Consider the following 21797-nt stretch of genomic DNA (forward strand, 5'->3'; position numbering starts at 1 on the left):
TTTTAAATTGACGAGAGTATTACAGAAACAAAATTTTCGTACGTGAGTAAGGGGGCAGGAGAAAATAAGGGTGTAGAGGTGTAGGAAAATGGGCGTGTAAGCGCTGAAAAATTTAGCATTGTCAACTCTTAAGAGTCAATTGCACTTTTGTTCGCTTACACCCTTACGCCCTACCCCCGAAAGACTCCTGGTGCAATCGTATACTGATTAACAGCAGCAACTATGGCGATTATCTCCTCGAAAAAACAGCCCCCAGAACCCAACGGACAACCAAAGCAGCGTCGTCCGGTTGCTTCATCCCCTCCAAAGGAAAATCTTTTACAACCCGAAGCAGCTGTTGATGAAGGTAAGCAAGAAGAAAGTATACGACCGCACCGATTTGCTGACTACATCGGGCAAAAAGATTTAAAGGACGTACTAGAAATTGCCATTAAAGCCGCGAAGTCTAGGGGCGAGGTGCTGGATCACCTGCTGTTATACGGTCCTCCGGGATTGGGGAAAACCACAATGGCTATGATATTAGCAGCCGAGATGGGAGTAAACTGCAAAATTACCAGTGCGCCAGCTTTAGAACGTCCCAGGGATATTGTCGGGCTACTGGTAAATCTGAAGCCAGGAGATGTTCTGTTTATCGATGAAATTCATCGCCTGTCGCGGATGAGCGAAGAAATTTTATACCCGGCAATGGAAGATTATCGCCTAGATATTACTATTGGTAAAGGTTCCAGCGCCAAAACTCGGAGCATACCTTTATCAAAGTATACCTTGGTTGGGGCAACAACTCGTGTTGGGGCGCTGACATCTCCGTTGCGCGATCGCTTTGGCTTAATTCAAAAACTGAGATTTTATGAAGTGGATGAACTGAGCAAAATTGTCCTGCGCAGTGCCGAATTACTCCAAACAGCCATCACAGAAGATGGTGCTACAGAAATTGCCCGTCGGGCGCGGGGAACACCGCGTATTGCCAATAGATTACTCAAGCGAGTCCGTGATTATGCCCAAGTCAAATTATCTGGGGAAATTAACGAAAAAGTGGCAGCAGAAGCATTGCAACTCTTTCAAGTCGATCCCTGCGGTTTAGATTGGACAGATCGGCGGATGTTAAGTGTGATTATTGAAAACTTTAACGGTGGTCCAGTGGGATTGGAAACAATCGCCGCAGCGACGGGTGAAGATACACAAACCATTGAGGAAGTCTATGAACCTTATCTGATGCAGATTGGCTATTTAAGCCGGACAACCCGTGGTAGGGTGGCGACACCAGCAGCTTACAAGCATTTGGGTTTTAAACCCCCAAACGAACAATTGTCATTATTGCCTTAAGTTTGTAGGTAGTTGTAGAGACGCGCCATAGCGCGTCTCTACATTTGATAGTTGTTAAAAATTTCTACTACCCACTACTAATTACTCACTACTAACCACTAACCACTAAAATGAGATTAATCGTTATTTTTCTGAGTCTGTTGCTTGTGTTTGGGTGGGGTGAGGTTGTCATGGCACAAACTCAGTCTCCCAATTTAAGTCAAGAACAGTTACAGCAACGCGATGAGTTAGCGACAAAGGCTTTTGCGGCTACAGATAAAGGTGATTTTACGACAGCTGAACGTTACTGGACGCAGATTATTGAGCAATCCCCGGATAATGCAGCTGCTTTGAGTAACCGGGGAAATTCTAGAGTTAGTCAAAATAAGTTGCAAGAAGCACTGGCAGATTATAATAAGGCGGTAGAACTTGCCCCGAATGTGACTGACCCTTACTTGAATCGTGGTACGGCGTTGGAGGGTTTGGGAAAATGGCAAGAGGCGATCGCAGATTACAATCACGTTCTAGAACTTGACCCGAAAGATGCAATGGCATACAACAATCGGGGCAATGCCAATGCTGGTTTGGGGAAATGGGAGCAGGCGATCGCAGATTACAAAAAATCCGCTGAAGTTGCCCCAAATTTTGCCTTTGCCCGTGCTAACTACGCCCTTGCTTTGTATGAAACTGGTCAAGTAGACGAAGCAATTCGCGAAATGCGCAATATTCTCCGGAAATATCCTAACTTTGCCGATGTGCGCGCCGCCATCACCGCCGCCTATTGGGTACAGGGAAAACAAGGTGAAGCCGAGAGTAACTGGGTCTCAGCAGTCGGACTTGATCAACGCTATAAAGATATTAAGTGGGTGGCAAATGTTCGGCGTTGGCCTCCCAGTATGGTAACAGCTTTGAATAAATTTTTGACATTAAAGTAGGGGTATTTACTATGAGATTACCTGATGGACCTAAAACCCCCCCTTGGTTGCAACTATTACAGTGGGTTGCTGACCCTTTAGGTTATATGGAAACGTCTTTCCAACGCTACGGAGATTTCTTCACCGCCCGGTGGGGAAATCTCTACCCCGAAGCGGTGTTCATCAGTAATCCGCAAGCAATTCAAGAAATTTTCACAGCTGATCCTAAACTGTTTGACTCTGGTCGAGGGAATGGACTGGGAAAAGTCTTCGTCGGAGAACACTCTATGCTTTTGTTGGATGGATCTAGCCACCAGCGTCAGCGACGGCTTTTAACCCCCCCTTTTCATGGCGAACGGATGCAAGCCTATGGCGATTTGATTTGTACCCTCGCCAAACAAGTCAGCAGTCAGTGGACTATTGGCAAGCCCTTCTGTGTCAGGGAATCGATGCAAGAAATAAGTCTGCGAGTCATCTTGCAAGCTGTTTTTGGTCTTAATGAAGGACCGCGTTATGAGGAACTGAGACAACTGCTAGCAGAGATGATGGATCTGACAGTTTCTCCTTTACGGGCGTCTATGCTGTTCTTTAAGTTCTTGCAAAAGGATTTAGGGGCTTGGAGTCCGTGGGGAAGCTTTCGGCGTCGCCAGGAGCGAATTGATCAGCTACTCTACGCCGAAATTCAGGACAGGCGTAGACAAAACGACCGTGAGCGTACTGATATCCTCTCCTTAATGATTTCAGCTCGCGATGAGCAGGGTGAGGGGATGACAGATGAAGAGTTGCACGATGAACTCATAACTCTGCTGTTAGCTGGTCACGAAACCACAGCCAGTTCTTTATGCTGGGCTTTATACTGGATTCACTACCAGCCACAGGTACGGGACAAGCTACTGGAAGAACTCAGTAGCCTTAGTGAAAATTCTAACCCCACAGACATTGTTCCTCTGCCGTATTTAACCGCTGTGTGCCAAGAAACACTGCGTATTTATCCACCATTATTCCTGACTTGGCCTAGGATTTTGAAAGCTCCCTTAAAGCTGGGAGACTATCACTTTGATACTGATACCGTGCTGCTTCCTTCTATTTATCTGACTCACCAGCGAGAGGATCTTTATCCACAACCAAAACAGTTTAAACCAGAACGATTTTTAGAACGGCAATACTCGCCATTTGAGTTTTTTGCTTTTGGTGGAGGCAATCGTCGCTGTGTTGGTGCGGCATTGGCGATGTTTGAAATGAAACTGGTAGTAGCGACAATCGTATCAAATTATCAACTAGCTTTGGCTGATAGCAGACCAGTGAAACCACAGCGCCGAGGCTTCTTTCTCGCCCCTGCTGCTAGGTTCAAGATGGTGAACATGGGAAAGCGCGTGCGTCAACAGCAACCTAATCAGCCTGTTGGCAGTTCAATTTAGCACTTAATGAGACTGAGTCTGAAGTATCCGCTCATTTTGAGACTGCCTTGTAGTCACCGCCATCGGCAGAACCTCTGCTGGTGCGAACACAACGCCTTTATTAAATTAAGTGCATAAGGTGATTTCATTTGCATCTAATAAATAAAAGGTTTTGACTTTAACGATTGCATGGTTCTGCCTACAGTGGTTTTCTTACTTTATTAAATTTAACGTGAGTTCGACTGAACTAAAAAACAGCAGGAGGTAGTGCAGGTTAGGTTAAACTCTAGTTAGGTAAACTTCGTGAAGACATTAATTGCCAGGTCTTATTATGTACGAACAAATTAAAAGTGAAATGGAAGCTTGGTTCAAAGAATATAATAATATTTTTATCACTCAAGAAAAGTTTCTGTTCTCTCTATTAAATAAACTCAAAGACACTGCTGTAGGTAAAGAAAGAGGCTACGCTGATATTAAAAGTATTGAACAATTCCAAGCTCAAACCCCTATTCAGCATTACAGCGATTTAAAACCTTATATTCAGCGGATTGTTGCAGGTGAAACCAATGTACTTTATCCAGAACCACCTACTCATTGGATTCAAACTTCAGGCACAACTGGTTCACCTAAACTGTTTCCTTATAATACAGAGTTTGAAAAAACTTTTTTTACTTCTGGCAATGCTATTCTTAATTGTTTTATCCATCGTGTTGGTTCTAAAGCTTGAAAAATATTAGAAGGTGAAAGTTTATTAATACACGCTAGTGGTAATTGTGGCACTGTGGGAACTGGAGCCACAAAAAAAACTTTAGCATTTGCTAGTGGCTGGATAGCAAAACATAGTTCTCCAGAAAATCCTTTTGCACCTCCTGTAGGTATTCAATCGATTGAAGACTGGGAGGAGAGAATGCTGCAAACAGGAGTTTATTATGTGCAAAGAAATCTCACGCGCATCGGGGGGATTACAAATTACGTATTAATGTTTTTACAAGAAATAGAAAATGCTTTTGGTGGCAAACTATTTTCAGTATTGGCAGAAAAGAATCCAGAACGAGCAGCAGAGTTACAGCAATTATATCGAGAAGATGGCAAGCTAAAAATCTCTAGAATATGGTCTAATTTATTATGTCTACAACTAGCTGGTGTCGATCCATATAAATATAGAAGTTGGATAGATGAAATTTTGCCTAATAGTCTAATTTTTCAGAGTTACGTTGGTTCAGAAGGTTTTTATGGATTTCAGTATGATATAAACAATCCGGCGATGGTTTTCACGCCAAACAATGCTTTCTATGAGTTTCTAGATGTTGATGAGTATATCAATTGGAAGTTTGAGAATGGAAGTACCCCAACGCGATACACAGTAGCTGATGTCAAACCTGGTAAGGAGTATGTATTTTGCATCTCTAATTATCTTGGTTTTACCACCTATATTCCTGGCGACATTATTAAAATTGTTTCTACTCAGCCTCTGTTATTTTTATATTCACGACGGCTGGTAAAAGAGGTTAACATAGCAGCGGAAAAAATGAGTGAAACTCACATAAAAGTAGCTCTAAGTGAAGCAATAAGAAAGAATCAGTGTGTGCATCGGGAGTATTTATGCACGGCGGTGACTGAACCACGTCCACACTACGTTGTTGCCATTGATTTTTCTACTCCTCCACAGGATTTAGATCAATTCGCAACGGATATCGAGCAATCTATCTTTGAATTAAATGTGTCGTATGCTGATGTACGAAAAGCGAATGCCCTTCAGCCATTGCATGTAATCAGTCTACCAGCAGGAGAATTTGACAGATATATTTTGGCAAAAACAAAAGTTGGTGAATGGAATCCAGGGCAGAAGAAGCTACCCTGTCTAACTGAGAGCCAAGATTTTCTTAATTTTTTTGGTTCTACCGCTCACTTTATGCCTCAGGGTAAGAGCAGGGTAAGCGCATCTTAACAATCATTACATCAAGAAATAAGAACCACAGATGGACAATAAATAAAAGTTTTTCCTCTGTCTTCCCCCCTCAAGAGGGGGGAATGAGGGGGGTGGACACAGATAGATCATTACTTCATCCAAACGAAAAGCGCTATATTATCCAGATATAGCAATCTTAAATCATAAGGCCTACGGACACGCTACTTTGTTACCGTAAGCTCCTCCGATAGGAGACACGTAAGTAATAAGATTCCCGACTTCTTCAAGAAGTCGGGAATCTTGTTGCCAATAACATAAGAAAAGGGCAGGTTTAAAACCTGCCCGGATGCTGAACCAAGAAACCTAAAATTCTCTAAACCAGAACCTTCGCTAAAATCGGTCCAACACGAGTGGCGATTTCTGGAACGTAAACCTGCGACACGTAATCAGCAATCATCCTATCTGTGTTGAACAGCGGTGCATTCGTCTTGATTGATGCCTTCATCATCTGCACCCAGCGGTGAGGAGTGCCGTTAGCATCCTGGTCATAGTACAAAGGCACTATTTGCTCTTCCAAGAGCTTATAAAGTGATTCCGAATCTATCCTATCTTGTAAATCCTGATCGCTGGTGTGAGCATCCTCACCAATTGCCCAACCATTTATCCCTTGACCATTGGCATCTGTTTTGTATCCTTCGCACCACCAGCCATCTAGGACGCTGCAATTGATGCCACCATTAAAGCAGACTTTTTGCCCACTTGTTCCAGATGCTTCTAAGGGGCGACGGGGATTGTTCAACCAAACATCAACGCCCTGCACGAGTTTTTGACCAACGTAAATATCGTAGTCTTCAATAAATGCAACTCGATGCTGAATTGCTGAATGTTGACACCACTCCATCAAGCGTTGAATAATCCGTTTGCCTTCTTCATCGGCTGGGTGAGCTTTACCTGCAAAGATAATCTGTACGGGACGTTGGGCATTACCAAAAATTCTTAGCGCCCGTTCAGCGTCACGTAAAAGCAGATGACCTCGTTTATATGGGCTGAAGCGTCTGGCAAATCCGATAGTCAACACGTTGGGATCAAGCAGTGTTTCTGTTGCCTGAATTTTTTCGTATTCTTCACCGCGCTGTTCCCGTGCTTTCTTAATTTTATAGCGGGTGTGAGCAATGAGTCGCTCTTTGAGGACTAGGTGCCGCCACCACAGTTCCTCATTTGGAATTTCGTCAATTTTCTCCCACGTCTTGGGATCAATGACACGAGTTTTCCAGTCTGCGCCTAAGTATTGAGCGTACAACTCTGCTAACAAGGGAGCAGTCCAAGTGGGTGCATGCACACCATTGGTAATATAACCGATAGGCACTTTGTCTTCAGGACGTTCTGGATACAGAATCGTCCACATTTTGCGAGAAACCTGACCGTGCAATTCACTCACGCCATTGGCTGCACGACACATCCGCAGTGCCAAAACTGTCATGCCAAAGGGTTCCCAAGGATCGCCCAGTCGCCGTGCGCCTAATGCCAAGAATTGCTCGCGGGATAGGCGTAGCTTCGTCCAGTAGTGGGCAAAGAAGGAGTCTATCAAATCAGGCGAGAAGACATCGTGACCTGCGGGAACGGGTGTGTGGGTGGTGAACACGCAACGATTTCGCACGTCGGCTTCGATGTCGTAGAAGGATTTGCCAGTGCGTTCAATTTCTTGCCGCGAAATTTCCAATGTACAGAATGCCGCATGACCTTCGTTGAGGTGATAGACAGAAGGTTGAATTCCTAAGGCAGTGAGGGCTTTCACGCCGCCAATTCCTAAGACGACTTCTTGGGCTATGCGGGTTTCCTGGTTCCCGCCGTAAAGGTGTCCTGTCAACCAGCGGTCGATGGGATCATTGTCGTGGCGATCGCTATCCAATAAATAAAGACTCACGCGCCCCACTTGCACTCGCCATATTTGCACTTTCACCAATCGTTGGCGAACTTCTACCTCTATTGTGATTGGTTCCCCTTGCTCATTTTTAATTAACTCCAAAGGCATTTGGGGGAAGGGGTTGTCAACGTAGTAATCTTCTTGCCAACCGTTGCGGTTCAACCGCTGTCGGAAGTAACCTTGGCGATACAGCAAGCCTATACCAACCATTGGGACTCCCAAATCTGAGGCTGACTTTAGGTGATCCCCAGCGAGAATGCCCAAACCACCAGAGTAAACAGGGAGAGATTCATGAATACCAAATTCCGCGCAAAAGTAAGCAATCGGATGTTCTTGGGTAATCTGCGGTGCTACGCGGCTCACCCAAGTGTCTTTTGTGGTGATATATTCGTCAAACTCACGCACCAGCGCCCCGATCTGCTTCAGGTAAAAGGGGTCTTCAGCAAGCTGTGTGAGGCGTTCGTGTGTCGCTAAGTTTAAGATTTCTACTGGATTGTGCCCGCAGCGTTCCCATGCCTGGGGATCAATGGTTTGGAACAGCGCAAGGCGATCGCTCGTCCAACTCCACCAATAGTTATAAGCCAAATCTCCTAAGCGCTTGAGTGGAAAAGGTAATTTCTCACGCAGCGCCAAAGCTGCGGTGTTTGCACTGCTGATGTTCATAATATTTTACGTTCTCTGTTAGTTTTTCTCTTTTACCGTCAAAATCTGCTTGCAAAACAATTGCTCCTTTTCGGTTTTTGCGCTTTATTTTGCGTCTGGGAATTATCCTCTGATACGTGGAGCATTTTTTCGACGGTTTTTACTTTTTCCAGACTCATTCCAAATCATCCTTCTTTTTTGCCAATTTTGACAGCTTTTCTACATCAAATTAATTGACATTGTTTTAATTTAGTTTTTGTCTTGTTAGGTTTTGTAAACTACCTAGACTTCTGCAAGCGGTAAGTGTAGGCTTTGTCCCGGTTCTCGCTATCTGTCGGAAACAAGCCTGCGTTGTTCTTCCAACAAGCAAGCAATCTTAATGGAACTTCGGGGTGTCTTTGCATCCGGTGTGTCCTCGGGTGTAGGGCGTCTTAGCGTACCCGAGTAAGGACAGAAAAACGACAGACAGCGTAGCGCCCTTACAGACGATTGGGCGATCGCTCAACAATCGAAATCTATACGCAGATAAACAATACTAATTTAGTATTATTTCTTTACACAAATATTGCTTGACGCATAAAACAAGAAAATTTTATATCTCACAACAGTAATATTACTGATCATCCATATTTTTTTGAAAAAACTTGATATATGGCTGTTTCCATACTGAAATCTTTACCATACTTCATCATATCTAAATAAAAAGCACTGCTAGTTCACATTTATATCTACTACAATAACCTCAATCAATTAATGATTTTTTATTAACAAAAAATAAAGAGGTATTAAAATGGCTATTTCTTGCCATAAGAATGCTTTAATCCCTATACTGAAAATTCACAATTTCAATAAGCATTTAAATGCCTCCTTTACAATCTAGTTAATAATAAGAATCATAATAGTGTTGTGGACAGATACAAATCAGTCTCAGGGTTGATTAAAAAAGTTTCATCCTTTTTTTAGGAAAAATAATTTAAGCAGAAGCCTTAATTATTTTTCTTCTAAACCCTCACAAAAGACACAAAACAGGGAGTTAATACCACTAAGCTCAGACGCAAATATTTACCGAAACGGCGTTAAATCAAGAATAGTTGTTGCAGTGTTATTTTCTGTGTTTCGGATAGACACGAGCTTAGGAGAAACTATCCTATCAGAAATCAACGCAGTTTCTCTGTGCCTAGAACATCGATTCAGTAATCGGAGTGGTAATGAGAAAATGCGAGTTTTAACGTGCTATTTTCAAACATTTACTAGGTGAGTTCTACTGAATTGGTGTTCTAGGAATGATTAGCTTCATTGTGCATAACTTTAGATGACTCCTGAAAAAAAGTTCATCATTATCCCTTATCACTCTACTAACCATGCAACTTTATACACCTACAGACGTTCACCAGCTTCAACAAGACCTTCCCTACTTAATTGAAATCATGGAGTGGCTTAAAAATTTTGTGGCAAAACCTCACCCTGATTTAGGGAGATCTGGTGTTGTTTGCCCTTTTGTGCCTCCCTCACTAAAGTTAAACAGCATTCGACTAACAGTTCTTCGTTCTAAAAATTTGGCTTTGCAGGAAATTGCAGACATTATTTTACCCTACCTAGATATCTTCCTTGAGTTAGAACCAAGAGAAAAACCAGCTGCCCTGAACAAAGCAATATTATTCATCTTTCCTGATATCGATATAGAGGATGCTCCCAAAATAATTGATGTTGTCCACAAACAACTTAAGCCTTTCTTTGTTAAAGCAGGACTGATGATAGGGGAATTTCACAACCGTACTGAAAGCCCAGGTTTGCACAACCCAAACTTCCGTCCACTTCGTAGCCCCATCCCCATGCTGGTTATCCGCCCTATGACTGAAGCTGACCTTACTTTTATGCATCATGCAGACGATCCGCGCTTAAGTATTACCTCTCACGAAGCTTATTTAAAGTATTTTGGTCATAAAATTAAAGATGAAAAAAAGTTAAAAAATGCTCATCAACTATTGGAGTTAGCACATAAGCAACTGCAAGAAGAAAATTGAGTGCATTTAAATGTTACTCAGCCATAAGTCAAGTTGCTCCTTGAGAGAAACTACTGATTCACCAACTTAATTCATAAGAGTAATATTATCTCTGTGAATTTGTATTACTAGTACTACTCGACAGAAATAACTAGACAGTTAAAAACTGGCAGATAATTTGATTTTGTAAGCATTAGAGCCTGGGTGCATTTCATTTGTGTAAACAGATATGCTCAGAAATCCCGAAAGCGGCAACTAGAGTTTGTCGTTGAGTCTATATCTACAAAAGTGAAATGCAGCCTTACAGGATTTTGCCTTCTGTCTCGTTACTTCTGTCTTCTTGCACTAGTATTCAAGTGATAAAAGTTGGTAACTGAGTCTATTGATTAACAAAACCATTTTTGTAACAAGGTATCTATGCGCTTAACAGATAAAAATTTACACCTTCCATCAAATATTGAGTTAGAAAAGCAACTCAACTATTGGAAACAGCAACTGGCGGGTGCAACACCAGTACTGGAATTGCCTACGGATAGACCACGGTTACCAGTGCCAACTTACCAAAGTGCAAAGCAATCTTTCGTGCTACCCCAGAATTTATCTGCAGCGCTGGATACATTGTCACAGCAAGAGGATGTGACACTGTTCATGACATTGTTAGCGGCATTCAAAACCTTACTGCACCGCTACAGTGGACAACAAGACATTTTAGTGGGTTCTCCCATTGTGGTGGAGAATGAATGGCTAAGTGGACTGAAAGCTAATACCCTTGTCCTACGCACTGATATATCGGGTAATCTCAGTTTTCGGGAAGTGCTGCAAAAGGTGGAATCAGTTGTTTTGTCAGCCAAAACTCACCAAGACTTGCCGTTTGAGAAGCTGGTGGAAGAATTGCAATTAGAGCGATCGCTCAGTTATCACCCCCTGTTCCAGGTGATGTTTGTTTTGCAGAATAAACCTGAACAAACATTGGATTTATCCGGATTGACCATCACAGCCTCTGAATTAGATAAGGTGACATCCAAGTTAGATTTGACCTTGTCAATGGAGGAGACAGAACAAGGATTCAAAGGGGAGTGGGAATACAACGCTGAGTTGTTTGATGATGCCACAATTACCCGGATGAATCGAAACTTTCAGACATTGCTGGAGGAAATTGTTGCTCATCCCAATCGCTCCATTTCAGAATTACCCTTGCTGAGTGTTCAAGAACAACAGCTGTTGCTCGCGTGGAACAACACCCAAGCAGATTACCCGAAACAAGTCTGTATCCATGAATTGTTTGAGGCTCAGGTAGAACAGACACCGGATGCGGTAGCAGTCGTGTTTGGCAGCGAACAACTCACCTACAAGCAGCTCAACCAACGGGCAAATCAACTAGCACATTACCTTAAAGAGCTAGGAGTCAAACCAGATGCCCTTGTGGGAATTTGTGTAGAGCGATCGCTTTCGATGGTGGTAGGACTCTTCGCAATCCTTAAAGCGGGTGGAGCATACGTACCTCTAGATCCAGCATACCCCCAAGAGCGGCTAAATTACATTTTGTCGGATGCTCAGGTATCACTGCTGTTAACTGATTCTTCACCAAAAATCAGTTCTCCCCAACTCCCTATAAACAAAGATATTAGGGAGGATGCAGTGTCGCCATTGCAAGTCGTCTGCATAGATACAGACTGGGATCGCATTGCCACTACTAGCACCGAAAATCCTACACCTTGTTCTACCGTCGCTCATTTGGCGTACGTTATTTATACATCCGGCTCGACTGGCAAGCCCAAAGGAGTGCAAATTCCGCACGGTGCTGTGGTCAATTTCCTCACATCCATGCAGCGCCAACCCGGATTAACACAGGCCGATGTCGTCTTAGCGGTGACAACGATATCATTTGACATTGCCGCCTTGGAACTTTATTTGCCCCTAATAACAGGCGCGCGTATTGACTTGGTGACGCGGGAAGTGGCAAGCGATGGCAGACTGCTGAGCGAGCAAATCGCTGCGGGTGGAGCTACAGTGATGCAAGCTACCCCAGCCACTTGGCGGATGCTTCTGGCTGCTGGATGGGGTGGTGTTCCTGGGTTGAAAATTCTTTGCGGCGGTGAAGCCTTACCTGGTGACTTGGCGCAGCAATTATTAGCAACAGGGGCTGCGATTTGGAATATGTACGGTCCTACGGAGACGACGGTTTGGTCAACCGTCTTTGAAGTAGCAGCAACGCAATTATTATCTCAGACATCAATCCCCATTGGACGCCCGATCGCCAACACGCAAATTTATCTGCTCGACTCCCATCTGCAACCAGTGCCTATTGGAGTGCCTGGGGAACTGCACATCGGCGGTGATGGACTAGCGCGAGGTTATCTCAACCGCCCAGAGTTGACAGCCCAAAAATTTATCCGCAACCCCTTTAGCCAGGAACAAGGGTCACGCCTGTACAAGACAGGGGACTTAGCCCGGTATTTACCTGATGGTAATATTGACTATATTGGGCGTATTGACAATCAAGTAAAAATACGCGGATTCCGCATTGAATTGGGAGAGATAGAGGCTGTACTGCGACAACACCCATCTGTCCTGCAAGCTGTCGTCATTGCCCGTGAAGACGTTCCTGGAGACAAGCGGCTCGTGGCATATGTGGTTGTGACAGAGCATATTCCCCCTAGTCTGAGTGAACTACGCCGCTTTTTGAAGGAGCAGCTACCCGATTACATGGTGCCCACAGCCTTTGTGTTGTTGGATACACTGCCATTAACACCTAATGGTAAGATAGACCGCCGCGCTTTGCCTGCACCAGATACATCCGATTTCATTAGTGACAACAACTTTGTTGCACCTCGTAATTCTACGGAAGAGGTTTTAGCGGCTCTTTGGGCGCAAGTATTGGGTCTGGAACGCGTAGGCATCCACGATAACTTTTTTGAATTGGGCGGACATTCGCTGCTGGCGACGCAAGTGATTTCTCGGATACGCCAAGCCTTTGGTGTAGAAATTCCGATACAGCTGCTGTTTGAAACACCAACCATTGCCGATTTAGCAACTGCCATTACCCAAAGTCAAAACCAGGGTATAGGTATAGAGGAACACCAGACTATTGCCCGAGTTGCGAACCGACAGTCAGCCCCCTTATCGTATGTGCAGCAGCAACTGTGGTTATTGGCACAGTTAGAACCAGACAGTGCAGCATATAACATTGTTGAGGCAATGCAGTTGCAAGGCGACCTCAACATAGATGCATTGCAAGAGTCATTAAATGCAATTGTCGCTCACCACGAAATCCTGCGAACCACCTATATTGCTGAAGATGGCAATCCTGTGCAGGTTATCGGCGCTCCTCGGTCAGTGGAACTGAAGGTAATTAACCTGATCAATGAGTCGCTAACTGAAGACAGCAGCACTGTACAAAAACTGCTACAAAATGAAGCGCTGCGCCCCTTCAATTTAACATCAGACTTGATGCTGCGTGCGTGTTTGATACAGCGATTGGCTCCGCCACTGCCCCTTGGGCAATCGCCACAAGAGAATATCTTGCTGTTGGTCATGCACCACATCGCCACCGATGGTTGGTCGATGAGCATTTTATATGAGGAGTTGACAACGCTTTACCAAGCGTTCAAGGACGGCTTATCTAATCCATTGCCAGAATTACCGATTCAGTATGCCGACTTTGCAGTTTGGCAACGCGAATGGCTTTCTGGTGAAGTGCTGCAAAAGCAACTCAACTATTGGAAACAGCAGTTGACGGGTGCAACCCCAGTCCTGGAATTGCCCACAGATAGACCACGACCACCAGTCCAGTCTTACCGAGGTGCCAGGCAATTTTTTGTATTACCCCAGAGTTTATCGCAAGCACTGCATGGATTGTCACGGCAAGAAGGTGTGACCTTGTTCATGACATTGTTGGCGGCGTTCCAGACCTTGCTGTATCGCTATAGCAGACAAGAAGATATTTTAGTCGGGTCTCCGATTGCGGGGCGAAATCGCGAGGAAATAGAAGGGCTAATTGGATTTTTTGTCAATACCCTGGTTCTACGCACCGATATGTCTGGCAACCCCAACTTTAGGGAACTGTTGCAAAGGGTGCGCTCAACGGCAATGTCCGCTTATGCCCACCAAGACTTGCCGTTTGAAAAGCTTGTAGAACAGCTACAACCAGAGCGTTCATTAAGTTACCACCCTCTGTTCCAAGTGATGTTTGTTCTGCAGAATGTTCCCAATCAAACATTAGAGTTGCCAGGACTGAGCATCACTTCCGTAGACGTGGATCACTTGGCATCCCAATTTGATATCACTTTATCAATTGAGGAAACAGAACAGGGACTACGCGGGTTATGGGAATACAATACTGACTTGTTTGATGCCAGTAGTATCGAGCGGATGAGCGAGCATTTCCAGACATTGCTCGAAGCAATTGTGAGTGATCCACAACAGCACGTTACCCAATTGCCACTGCTCACTCCAAATGAACGACAGCAGTTACTTGTTGAGTGGAACAATACTCAGGCAGAGTATCAAGAGCAGTGTATTCATAAGTTGTTTGAGCAGCAGGTGGAGAAGACGCCTCATGCCGTGGCGGTGGTTTTTGAGGACAAGCAACTTACGTACCAGCAGTTGAATAATCGCGCCAATCAATTGGCACACTACCTACAAACTCTGGGCGTAGGACCGGATGTACTCGTTGGGATTTGTATCGAACGTTCCCTAGAGATGGTGGTGGGACTACTGGGAATTCTCAAGGCAGGTGGTGCTTATGTGCCTCTCGACCCAGAGTATCCACAAGAGCGCTTAGAGTTCATGCTGGAGGACACCCAGACACCAGTGTTGCTCACCCAAGAGAAATTGGTCAACAGCTTACCAGCTCATCAAGCGCAAGTAATTTGTTTGGATTCTGAGTGGCAACTCATTGCCCAGCACAGCGAAGAGAACCCTGTGTCTGAGGTAACAATTGATAACTTAGTTTACATCATCTACACCTCTGGTTCTACAGGCAAGCCTAAGGGTGTCATGGTTGCTCACCGTGGAATCTGCAATCACCTCTACTGGCGGCAAGCAACGTTTCAATTAACCGAACGAGACAAAGTCTTACAGACCATTCCTTTTAGCTTTGACCCCTCTGTGTGGCAGTTATTCTGGCCGTTGTCGTTTGGAGGACAGTTGGTCATGGCTCGCCCTGGTGGACATCAAGACCCTGCTTATCTGGTTAAAGTGTTTACCGAACAGCAAATTACTGTATCTGGCTTGGTACCATCAATCATCCAAGTTTTACTGGAACAAGAGGGAATTGAGAATTGCCAATCTCTGAGACACGTCACCACTGGTGGTGAAGCGTTAGTGATCGAACTTGGGGAACGCTTCTTGAACCGATTGAATTTGGACGATATTTTAATAAACTGCTACGGTCCGACAGAAGCTTCCATTGATGTCACCATTTGGATATGCCAGCGCGGTACTCATCATGCCTTTGCTTCCATTGGTCGCCCCATTGCCAATGTACAGACTTATATATTGGATAAGAATTTGCAGCCTGTGCCTGTCGGTCACTCGGGCGAACTGCACATTGGCGGTATCGGTTTGGCGCGAGGCTATCTCAACCGTCCCGAACTGACTGCAGAAAAGTTTATTCTCAACCCCTTTAGTAGCGCACCGAACGCACGTCTCTACAAAACTGGGGACTTGGCGCGTTACTTGAGCGACGGGAACATAGAGTTCCTCGGTCGTATTGACCACCAAGTCAAGATTCGTGGCTTCCGCATTGAGTTGGGAGAAATTGAAGCAACCCTAGCTACACATCCTGCGCTGCAACAAACCTTAGTCATGGTCAGAGAGGATGTTCCGGGCGACAAGCGCTTGGTGGCATATTTAGTGGCACACCCGGAACAAGTTTCACCCAGCCCAAGTGAATTGCGCAGCTTTTTGCAGAATAAGCTACCCGAGTACATGGTGCCCGCAGCTTTTGTTTTGTTAAATACGCTGCCATTAAACCCCAATGGCAAGGTAGACCGCCGCGCATTGAGAGTACCGGATACAGCAGATTTCGGTGATGCCAACAGCTTTGTTGAACCCCGCAACGCTACCGAAGAAGTGTTAGCCGCTATTTGGGGGCAAGTTTTGGGTTTAGAGCGCTTGGGTATCCACGACAACTTCTTTGAATTTGGGGGGAATTCACTGCTGGCGACGCAAGTGATTTCTCGGATACGCCAAAGCTTGAGTTTGGAAATTCCGCTACGTTTGTTGTTTGAAACACCAACTATTGCAGGTCTAGCAAGTGCGATAACTTCGTTAAGCTTGGCTAACACTGAGATTGGGAACCAGAGTACAGAAGTCCTAGAACAGCAGACTATTCCTCAACTAGCTGCTCGGCAATCAGCCCCCCTATCCTTTACCCAGCAAAGGATTTGGTTTTTGGAGCAAATAGAGCCTAACAGCGCGGCTTATCTCATGCCGCTGGCACAACGCTTGTTGGGTAAGCTCAATGTGAATGTATTGCAACAGTCTTTGGATGCGATCGTTGCTCATCACGAAGTCCTGCGAACTCACTTTATCACAGAGGATGGTGAGCCAGTGCAGATCATCAGTTCTCCGAGGTCAGTAGAACTTAAAATCATTGACTTGACACAGGAGCAAGCAAGCAATCAAGAAGAGCAAGCGCAGCGTCTGTTGAAGCATGAGGCACAACGTCCCTTCGACTTAACATCTGACTTGATGTTGCGAGCTACCTTGCTGCAAATAGACCACCAGGAGCATATACTCCTGTTAGTCATGCATCACATCGCCTCTGATGGCTGGTCGATGGGCATCCTGTCCCAACAGTTGGCAGCCGTGTATGAAGCGTTTTTGAACGATTTGCCAAATCCCCTGCCAGAATTGCCCATCCAGTATGCCGACTTTGCCGCTTGGCAACGCCAATGGTTATCTGGTCAAGTACTGGACACCCAGCTAGACTACTGGAAAAACCAGCTAGCGGGCATCACACCTTTGGAATTGCCCACTGATCAACCGCGACCGCCAGTGCAGAACCACCAGGGGGCACGCGAATCTTTAGTGTTATCAAAGAAACTCACTAAGGCACTCAAAACACTGAGCCAGCGGTCAGATACGACCTTGTTCATGACGCTATTAGCGGCATTCAAGACATTACTCTACCGCTATACAGTACAGGAAGATATTATCGTCGGTACTCCAATCGCTGGTCGCAACCAGACTGAAACTGAGGAACTCATTGGTTGTTTTCTTAACACGGTCCCCTTGCGTAGCAACCTTGGCGGCAACCCGAGTTTCTTGGAACTGCTAGGTCGAGTTCGTAAGGTGGCTTTAGATGCCTATGAACACCAAGACATACCCTTCGAGAAGCTGGTAGAAGAACTGCATCCAGAACGTAACTTGAGCCGAAACCCAGTGTTTGATGTGATGTTCAACTTCATCAACACTCCCCAGACGGCTTTAGAACTGCCTGGATTGACGCTGAGCTTGCTAGAACTCAACGAACCTGAATCAAAATTCTCAATGACTTTGTATGTTGAGGAACACTTAGGTGAACTGAGTTTAGAACTCGTGTATCAGCGGGCTCTATTTTCTGCTGCACGCATGAGGTGCCTTCTGAATCAATTCCAGTATCTGCTTGAGCAGATCATTGCCACTCCAGACAGCTCAATCGGGTTATATTCGCTCGTCACACCAGAATCCCGACTTTTGCTTCCAGATCTGAGTGCGGTGTTGCCCCAGCCACGGTACGAATTGGTGACTACAATGTTCACCTCTTGGGTAAATTCCACACCAGAACACTCAGCAGTCCGCCAAGGCGATCGCTCCTGGAACTACAGCGAATTGTCCACAAGCGCTCATGCCCTAGCAAGGGTTCTGCTGAATCATGGGGTCAAGCGGGGTGAAGTTGTGGCGGTGTTCGGACCACGAAGCTTTGGGTTGATTGCCAGTATGATGGGCATACTCTTGAGTGGAGGTGTGTTACTGACTATTGATCCGAAGCTTCCCAGCCAGCGGCAGCAGGTCATGCTCCAAGAATCCAAGGCAAAGTATCTATTGTGCATCGGTGACGAGCAGCCAGAACAGAAGGAGTTATGGAAGTCCCTAGTTACCATCTGCGTAGATCCAGACACAGGAGTAGCAATAAATGCCGATATAGATAGCAGTAGTGCAATACAGCTACCTCAACTGTCTCCTGACGATGCAGCTTATATTTTCTTTACTTCCGGGACTACTGGTGTTCCTAAAGGTGTGTTGGGTTGTCATAAAGGGATGGCGCATTTTTTCCACTGGCAACGACAAACTTTTGCAATTGACCAGCGAGACCGCAGCGCCCAATTGACAGGGCTTTCCTTTGATGTCGTCCTTAGAGATATTTTCTTACCTTTGACCAGTGGAGCAACTCTTTGTCTACCAGCAGAAGGGGATGAACTAGAACCGACACGAATTCTGCGTTGGTTGGAACGCGAGCAGATATCTGTGCTGCACACTGTTCCAACTCTTGCCCAATCGTGGTTAGTTAATGTACCACCGTCCGTTTCTCTACGTGCCTTAAAACGTATCTTCTTTGCCGGAGAACCTCTCAAAGATACACTCATACGTAGGTGGAGGGAAACGTTCCCAGAAGGAGGCGAAATTGTCAATCTCTATGGACCGACAGAGACAACTTTGGCAAAGTGCTTTTACCGAGTCAGTGCTGATGTTTTGCCTGGAGTACAACCTGTTGGTTCACCACAGCCAGAAACCCAAGCACTGGTTTTAGGAGAAAACAACCAGCTGTGTGGTACTGGTGAACCAGGTCAGATTGTTATACGGACACCATTCCGTAGTTTAGGTTACATCAATGCCTCGGAAGAAAATCGTTCTCGGTTTGTCAAGAACCCCTTGGGCAACGACGAACAAGATTTGCTTTACTATACAGGCGATCGCGGACGCTATCGTCCAGATGGCTCTTTGGAAATTCTTGGTCGCCTGGATCGTCAAGTTAAGATCCGAGGGGTACGCATTGAACTCAGAGAGATAGAGACGGTGTTAGGTCTCCACCCTGCTGTCCGAGAAGTGATAGTCATTGCCCGCGAAGACCAACCAGGTGATCAGCGCTTAGTTGCCTATGTCGTTCCACAGCAGGAGCAAGTCTCTACAACCGATGAACTGCGGCGCTTTCTCAAAGAGAAGCTGCCCAAATACATGATTCCCTCAGCTTTTGTGATGCTTGACGCTCTACCGTTAACTCCTAACGGTAAAGTAGATCGTCGAGCGTTGCCAATGCCAGAGCAAGTCAGGCAAGAGGTGGAAGAAACCTTTGTTGCTCCACGAACTGAGATAGAACGCCAGCTGACGCAGATTTGGGAAGAAGTTTTAGGCATCCAACCCATAAGCATAAAGGATAACTTCTTTGACCTGGGGGGGCATTCCTTGCTAGCCGTACGCTTATTCGCTCAAATAGAGAAGAAATTCGGTACATCAATTCCCCTAGCCACACTCTTCCAATCAGGTACAGTAGAAACTCTTGCTAAGATGCTCTACCAAGAACAAGAGCGACTAGCATCTGGTGATCAGGAAAAATCAAAAACTCCTTGGTCATCCCTAGTAGAAATTCAACCCAACGGTTCCAAGCCGCCTTTGTTCTGCATGCACCCGCTTGGTGGAGAAATTCTGTGTTACCGCCCTTTGGCAATGCATCTGGGGTCGGATCAACCAGTTTATGGGCTACAACCACAAGGGCTAGATGGAAAACTCCCTCCCTATACCCGAGTTGAAGACATGGCAGCGCACTACATTAAGGAAATCCAGACTATTCAGCCTAATGGTCCTTATTTTCTGGTAGGCTACTCGTTTGGGGGTACAATCGTCTTCGAGATGGCTCACCAACTTCACAAGCAAGGTCAGAAAGTAGGTCTTCTAGTTATGTTGGATACCTGCCGTCCTGGTTATAGCAAACGATTGCCATTCCTTCTGAGAATTCTCTTGCATTTCAAGAATGTTTTACAACAAGGACCTACCTACCTTTGGCAGAAGCTGGCAGGCTGGAGAGAGTGGGGTACGTACCATCTTAAACACAGATACAAGCGTTACTTGAATGTAGTGCATGATTTACCAGAAACGGATAAGCACTTAAGCATCATAGGTGCTAATGTGGAGGCTGCAAGCGTTTATACCTTCCAAGTTTACCCAGGTCGAATGACCTTGTTGCGGACTGAAGATAAGAATCGCGACGAAGCTGTAGGCGTACAATACGATCCGCAATTCGGTTGGGGCGAAGTAGTGACTGGCGGAGTAGATATCCATCACCTTCCCGGTTCTCACCTAACCTTTCTTGACGAACCCAATGTAGGGGTACTAGCAGAGAAATTGAAGGATTGCTTGGAAAAGGCGCAGCGTAATTCGTAATAGCTAAAATTTCCTTCTGCTGACGCAGACGCTTCGCCAAGCCTTTGGCTTCGCGAAGCTTATTCGGAATTAAGGACTTTCAAATAAAAAAGTACCCAAATACCCCTTGTGGAGGCAGGCAACGTGAACTGCCACTTATCTTGTGCGGGCAGGATGCCCACCCCGCACAAGATTGAATCATTTATTTTTTGGAAGTCCCTTAGCGACTCAATGACGAATTAGTTTGCAGTTTCAATCCCCTAGTGAATCAGCATGGTGGCGGATGTGATCCTCGATGAAACTGGCGATGAAATAGTAACTGTGGTCGTAGCCTTGCTGATAACGCAACTTGAGCGGCTGATTCACTGCCGCACAAGCTTGCTCAAACACCTCGGGTAGCAACTGCTCTTTGAGAAATTTATCAGCCGTACCTTGGTCGATGAGAATGGAACTATGGTATCCGAACTGCCTGATCAATTCACTGGCATCGTAGGCACGCCAACTTTCTTTCTCTTCGCCAAGGTAACGGCTAAACGCCTTTTCACCCCAAGGACAGCGCATTGGTGCAGCGATGGGTGCAAAGGCTGATACTGATTTGTATTGCTGGGGGTTTCTTATAGCGCACACAAGCGCACCGTGTCCCCCCATTGAATGACCAAAAATGCCTTGTTGCTCTGGTTGTACGGGGAAATGTTGAGCAATCAAAGCAGGCAACTCGTGGACGACATAGCTATACATTCGGTAGTATGATGCCCAAGGTTCAACAGTCGCATCCACATAAAAACCAGCACCCGTGCCAAAGTCCCAATCGTCATCTTCACCAGGAATACCAGTATTGCGGGGGCTAGTATCCGGTGCTATGAGTATTAAACCGTATTTTGCCGCATATTGCTGTGCGCCTGATTTTACCATAAAATTTTCTTCTGTGCAAGTCAAACCGGAGAGGAAATAGAGAACTGGCACAGGTTTCTGACTGGCTTGCGGTGGTTGGTAAACGGCAAATCGCATTTCCCCGTTGCAGGTAGAGGAGGGATGAGAGTAAAAGCCGAGTTTGCCACCGAAGGATTTATATTCTGAAATGAGGTTGAGATGAGCCATTCAATTTTATTTGTCTCAAAACTAAATTTTCTGTTTCTATTTACAGAAATTCGCAAAACATATAGTTTTCTTCTTTGCGAGGCTGATGCCTCTTTGGTATTGTACAAATATGGCAGTTATCAATTGGGTAAAATACAGGTTTTTGTAGGGGCACAACAATGTTGTGCCCAAGAGCCCGTGTTGCATCCAAAGCAGAACCGTTATATCTGAGGCAGAGCCTCACGGTAGGCATTCCCCGCCGGAGGCTGGGAACGAGAGAAAAAC

Annotated in this window: 8 protein-coding genes and 1 pseudogene; 7 read left to right on the plus strand and 2 right to left on the minus strand. The window is 45.5% G+C overall.

Annotation, left to right across the window (positions count from 1 at the left end):
* Window positions 1–222 precede the first annotated feature (222 nt).
* From ruvB to AACT52_RS18740, 5 genes are all read left to right on the plus strand, one after another.
* Window positions 223–1323, plus strand: coding sequence for a Holliday junction branch migration DNA helicase RuvB (gene ruvB, locus AACT52_RS18720; RefSeq protein WP_073627094.1), 1101 nt, complete (start codon window positions 223–225; stop codon window positions 1321–1323).
* Window positions 1324–1433: 110 nt separating this feature from the next.
* A complete protein-coding gene (locus tag AACT52_RS18725; RefSeq protein WP_073627096.1) occupies window positions 1434–2237 on the plus strand; it encodes a tetratricopeptide repeat protein in 804 nt (267 codons plus the stop codon).
* Window positions 2238–2248: 11 nt separating this feature from the next.
* A complete protein-coding gene (locus tag AACT52_RS18730; RefSeq protein WP_073627098.1) occupies window positions 2249–3634 on the plus strand; it encodes a cytochrome P450 in 1386 nt (461 codons plus the stop codon).
* Between the two features lie 310 nt (window positions 3635–3944).
* The gene (locus AACT52_RS18735; RefSeq protein WP_073627100.1) at window positions 3945–4340 is read left to right on the plus strand and encodes a GH3 family domain-containing protein; all 396 of its coding nucleotides are present in this window, start codon (window positions 3945–3947) and stop codon (window positions 4338–4340) included.
* Between the two features lie 54 nt (window positions 4341–4394).
* On the plus strand, window positions 4395–5561 hold the full coding sequence (locus AACT52_RS18740; RefSeq protein WP_073627102.1) for a GH3 family domain-containing protein: 1167 nt from the start codon (window positions 4395–4397) through the stop codon (window positions 5559–5561).
* Between the two features lie 334 nt (window positions 5562–5895).
* Here the strand turns inward: AACT52_RS18740 and glgP are convergent, their stop codons facing one another.
* On the minus strand, window positions 5896–8109 hold the full coding sequence (gene glgP / locus AACT52_RS18745) for an alpha-glucan family phosphorylase (protein ID WP_073627104.1): 2214 nt from the start codon (window positions 8107–8109) through the stop codon (window positions 5896–5898).
* 1340 nt (window positions 8110–9449) lie between these two features.
* Between glgP and AACT52_RS18750 the strand changes: the two genes are divergently transcribed.
* Together AACT52_RS18750 and AACT52_RS18755 are read left to right on the plus strand one after the other, a co-directional pair.
* Window positions 9450–10112 carry a DUF6875 domain-containing protein gene (locus tag AACT52_RS18750; RefSeq protein WP_073627106.1) on the plus strand — a complete coding sequence of 221 codons (663 nt, stop codon included), beginning with the start codon at window positions 9450–9452 and terminating at the stop codon, window positions 10110–10112.
* Between the two features lie 396 nt (window positions 10113–10508).
* Window positions 10509–20456: pseudogene (locus tag AACT52_RS18755) on the plus strand (amino acid adenylation domain-containing protein); the annotation flags it as partial.
* 231 nt (window positions 20457–20687) lie between these two features.
* Here AACT52_RS18755 and fghA read toward each other — a convergent pair.
* Window positions 20688–21533: an S-formylglutathione hydrolase gene (gene fghA, locus AACT52_RS18760; protein ID WP_073627110.1), complete on the minus strand. Its 846-nt coding sequence runs from the start codon at window positions 21531–21533 to the stop codon at window positions 20688–20690.
* Window positions 21534–21797: the final 264 nt, after the last annotated feature.

Source organism: Scytonema sp. HK-05, assembly GCF_963872035.1.
Lineage (GTDB): Bacteria > Cyanobacteriota > Cyanobacteriia > Cyanobacteriales > Nostocaceae > Kalymmatonema.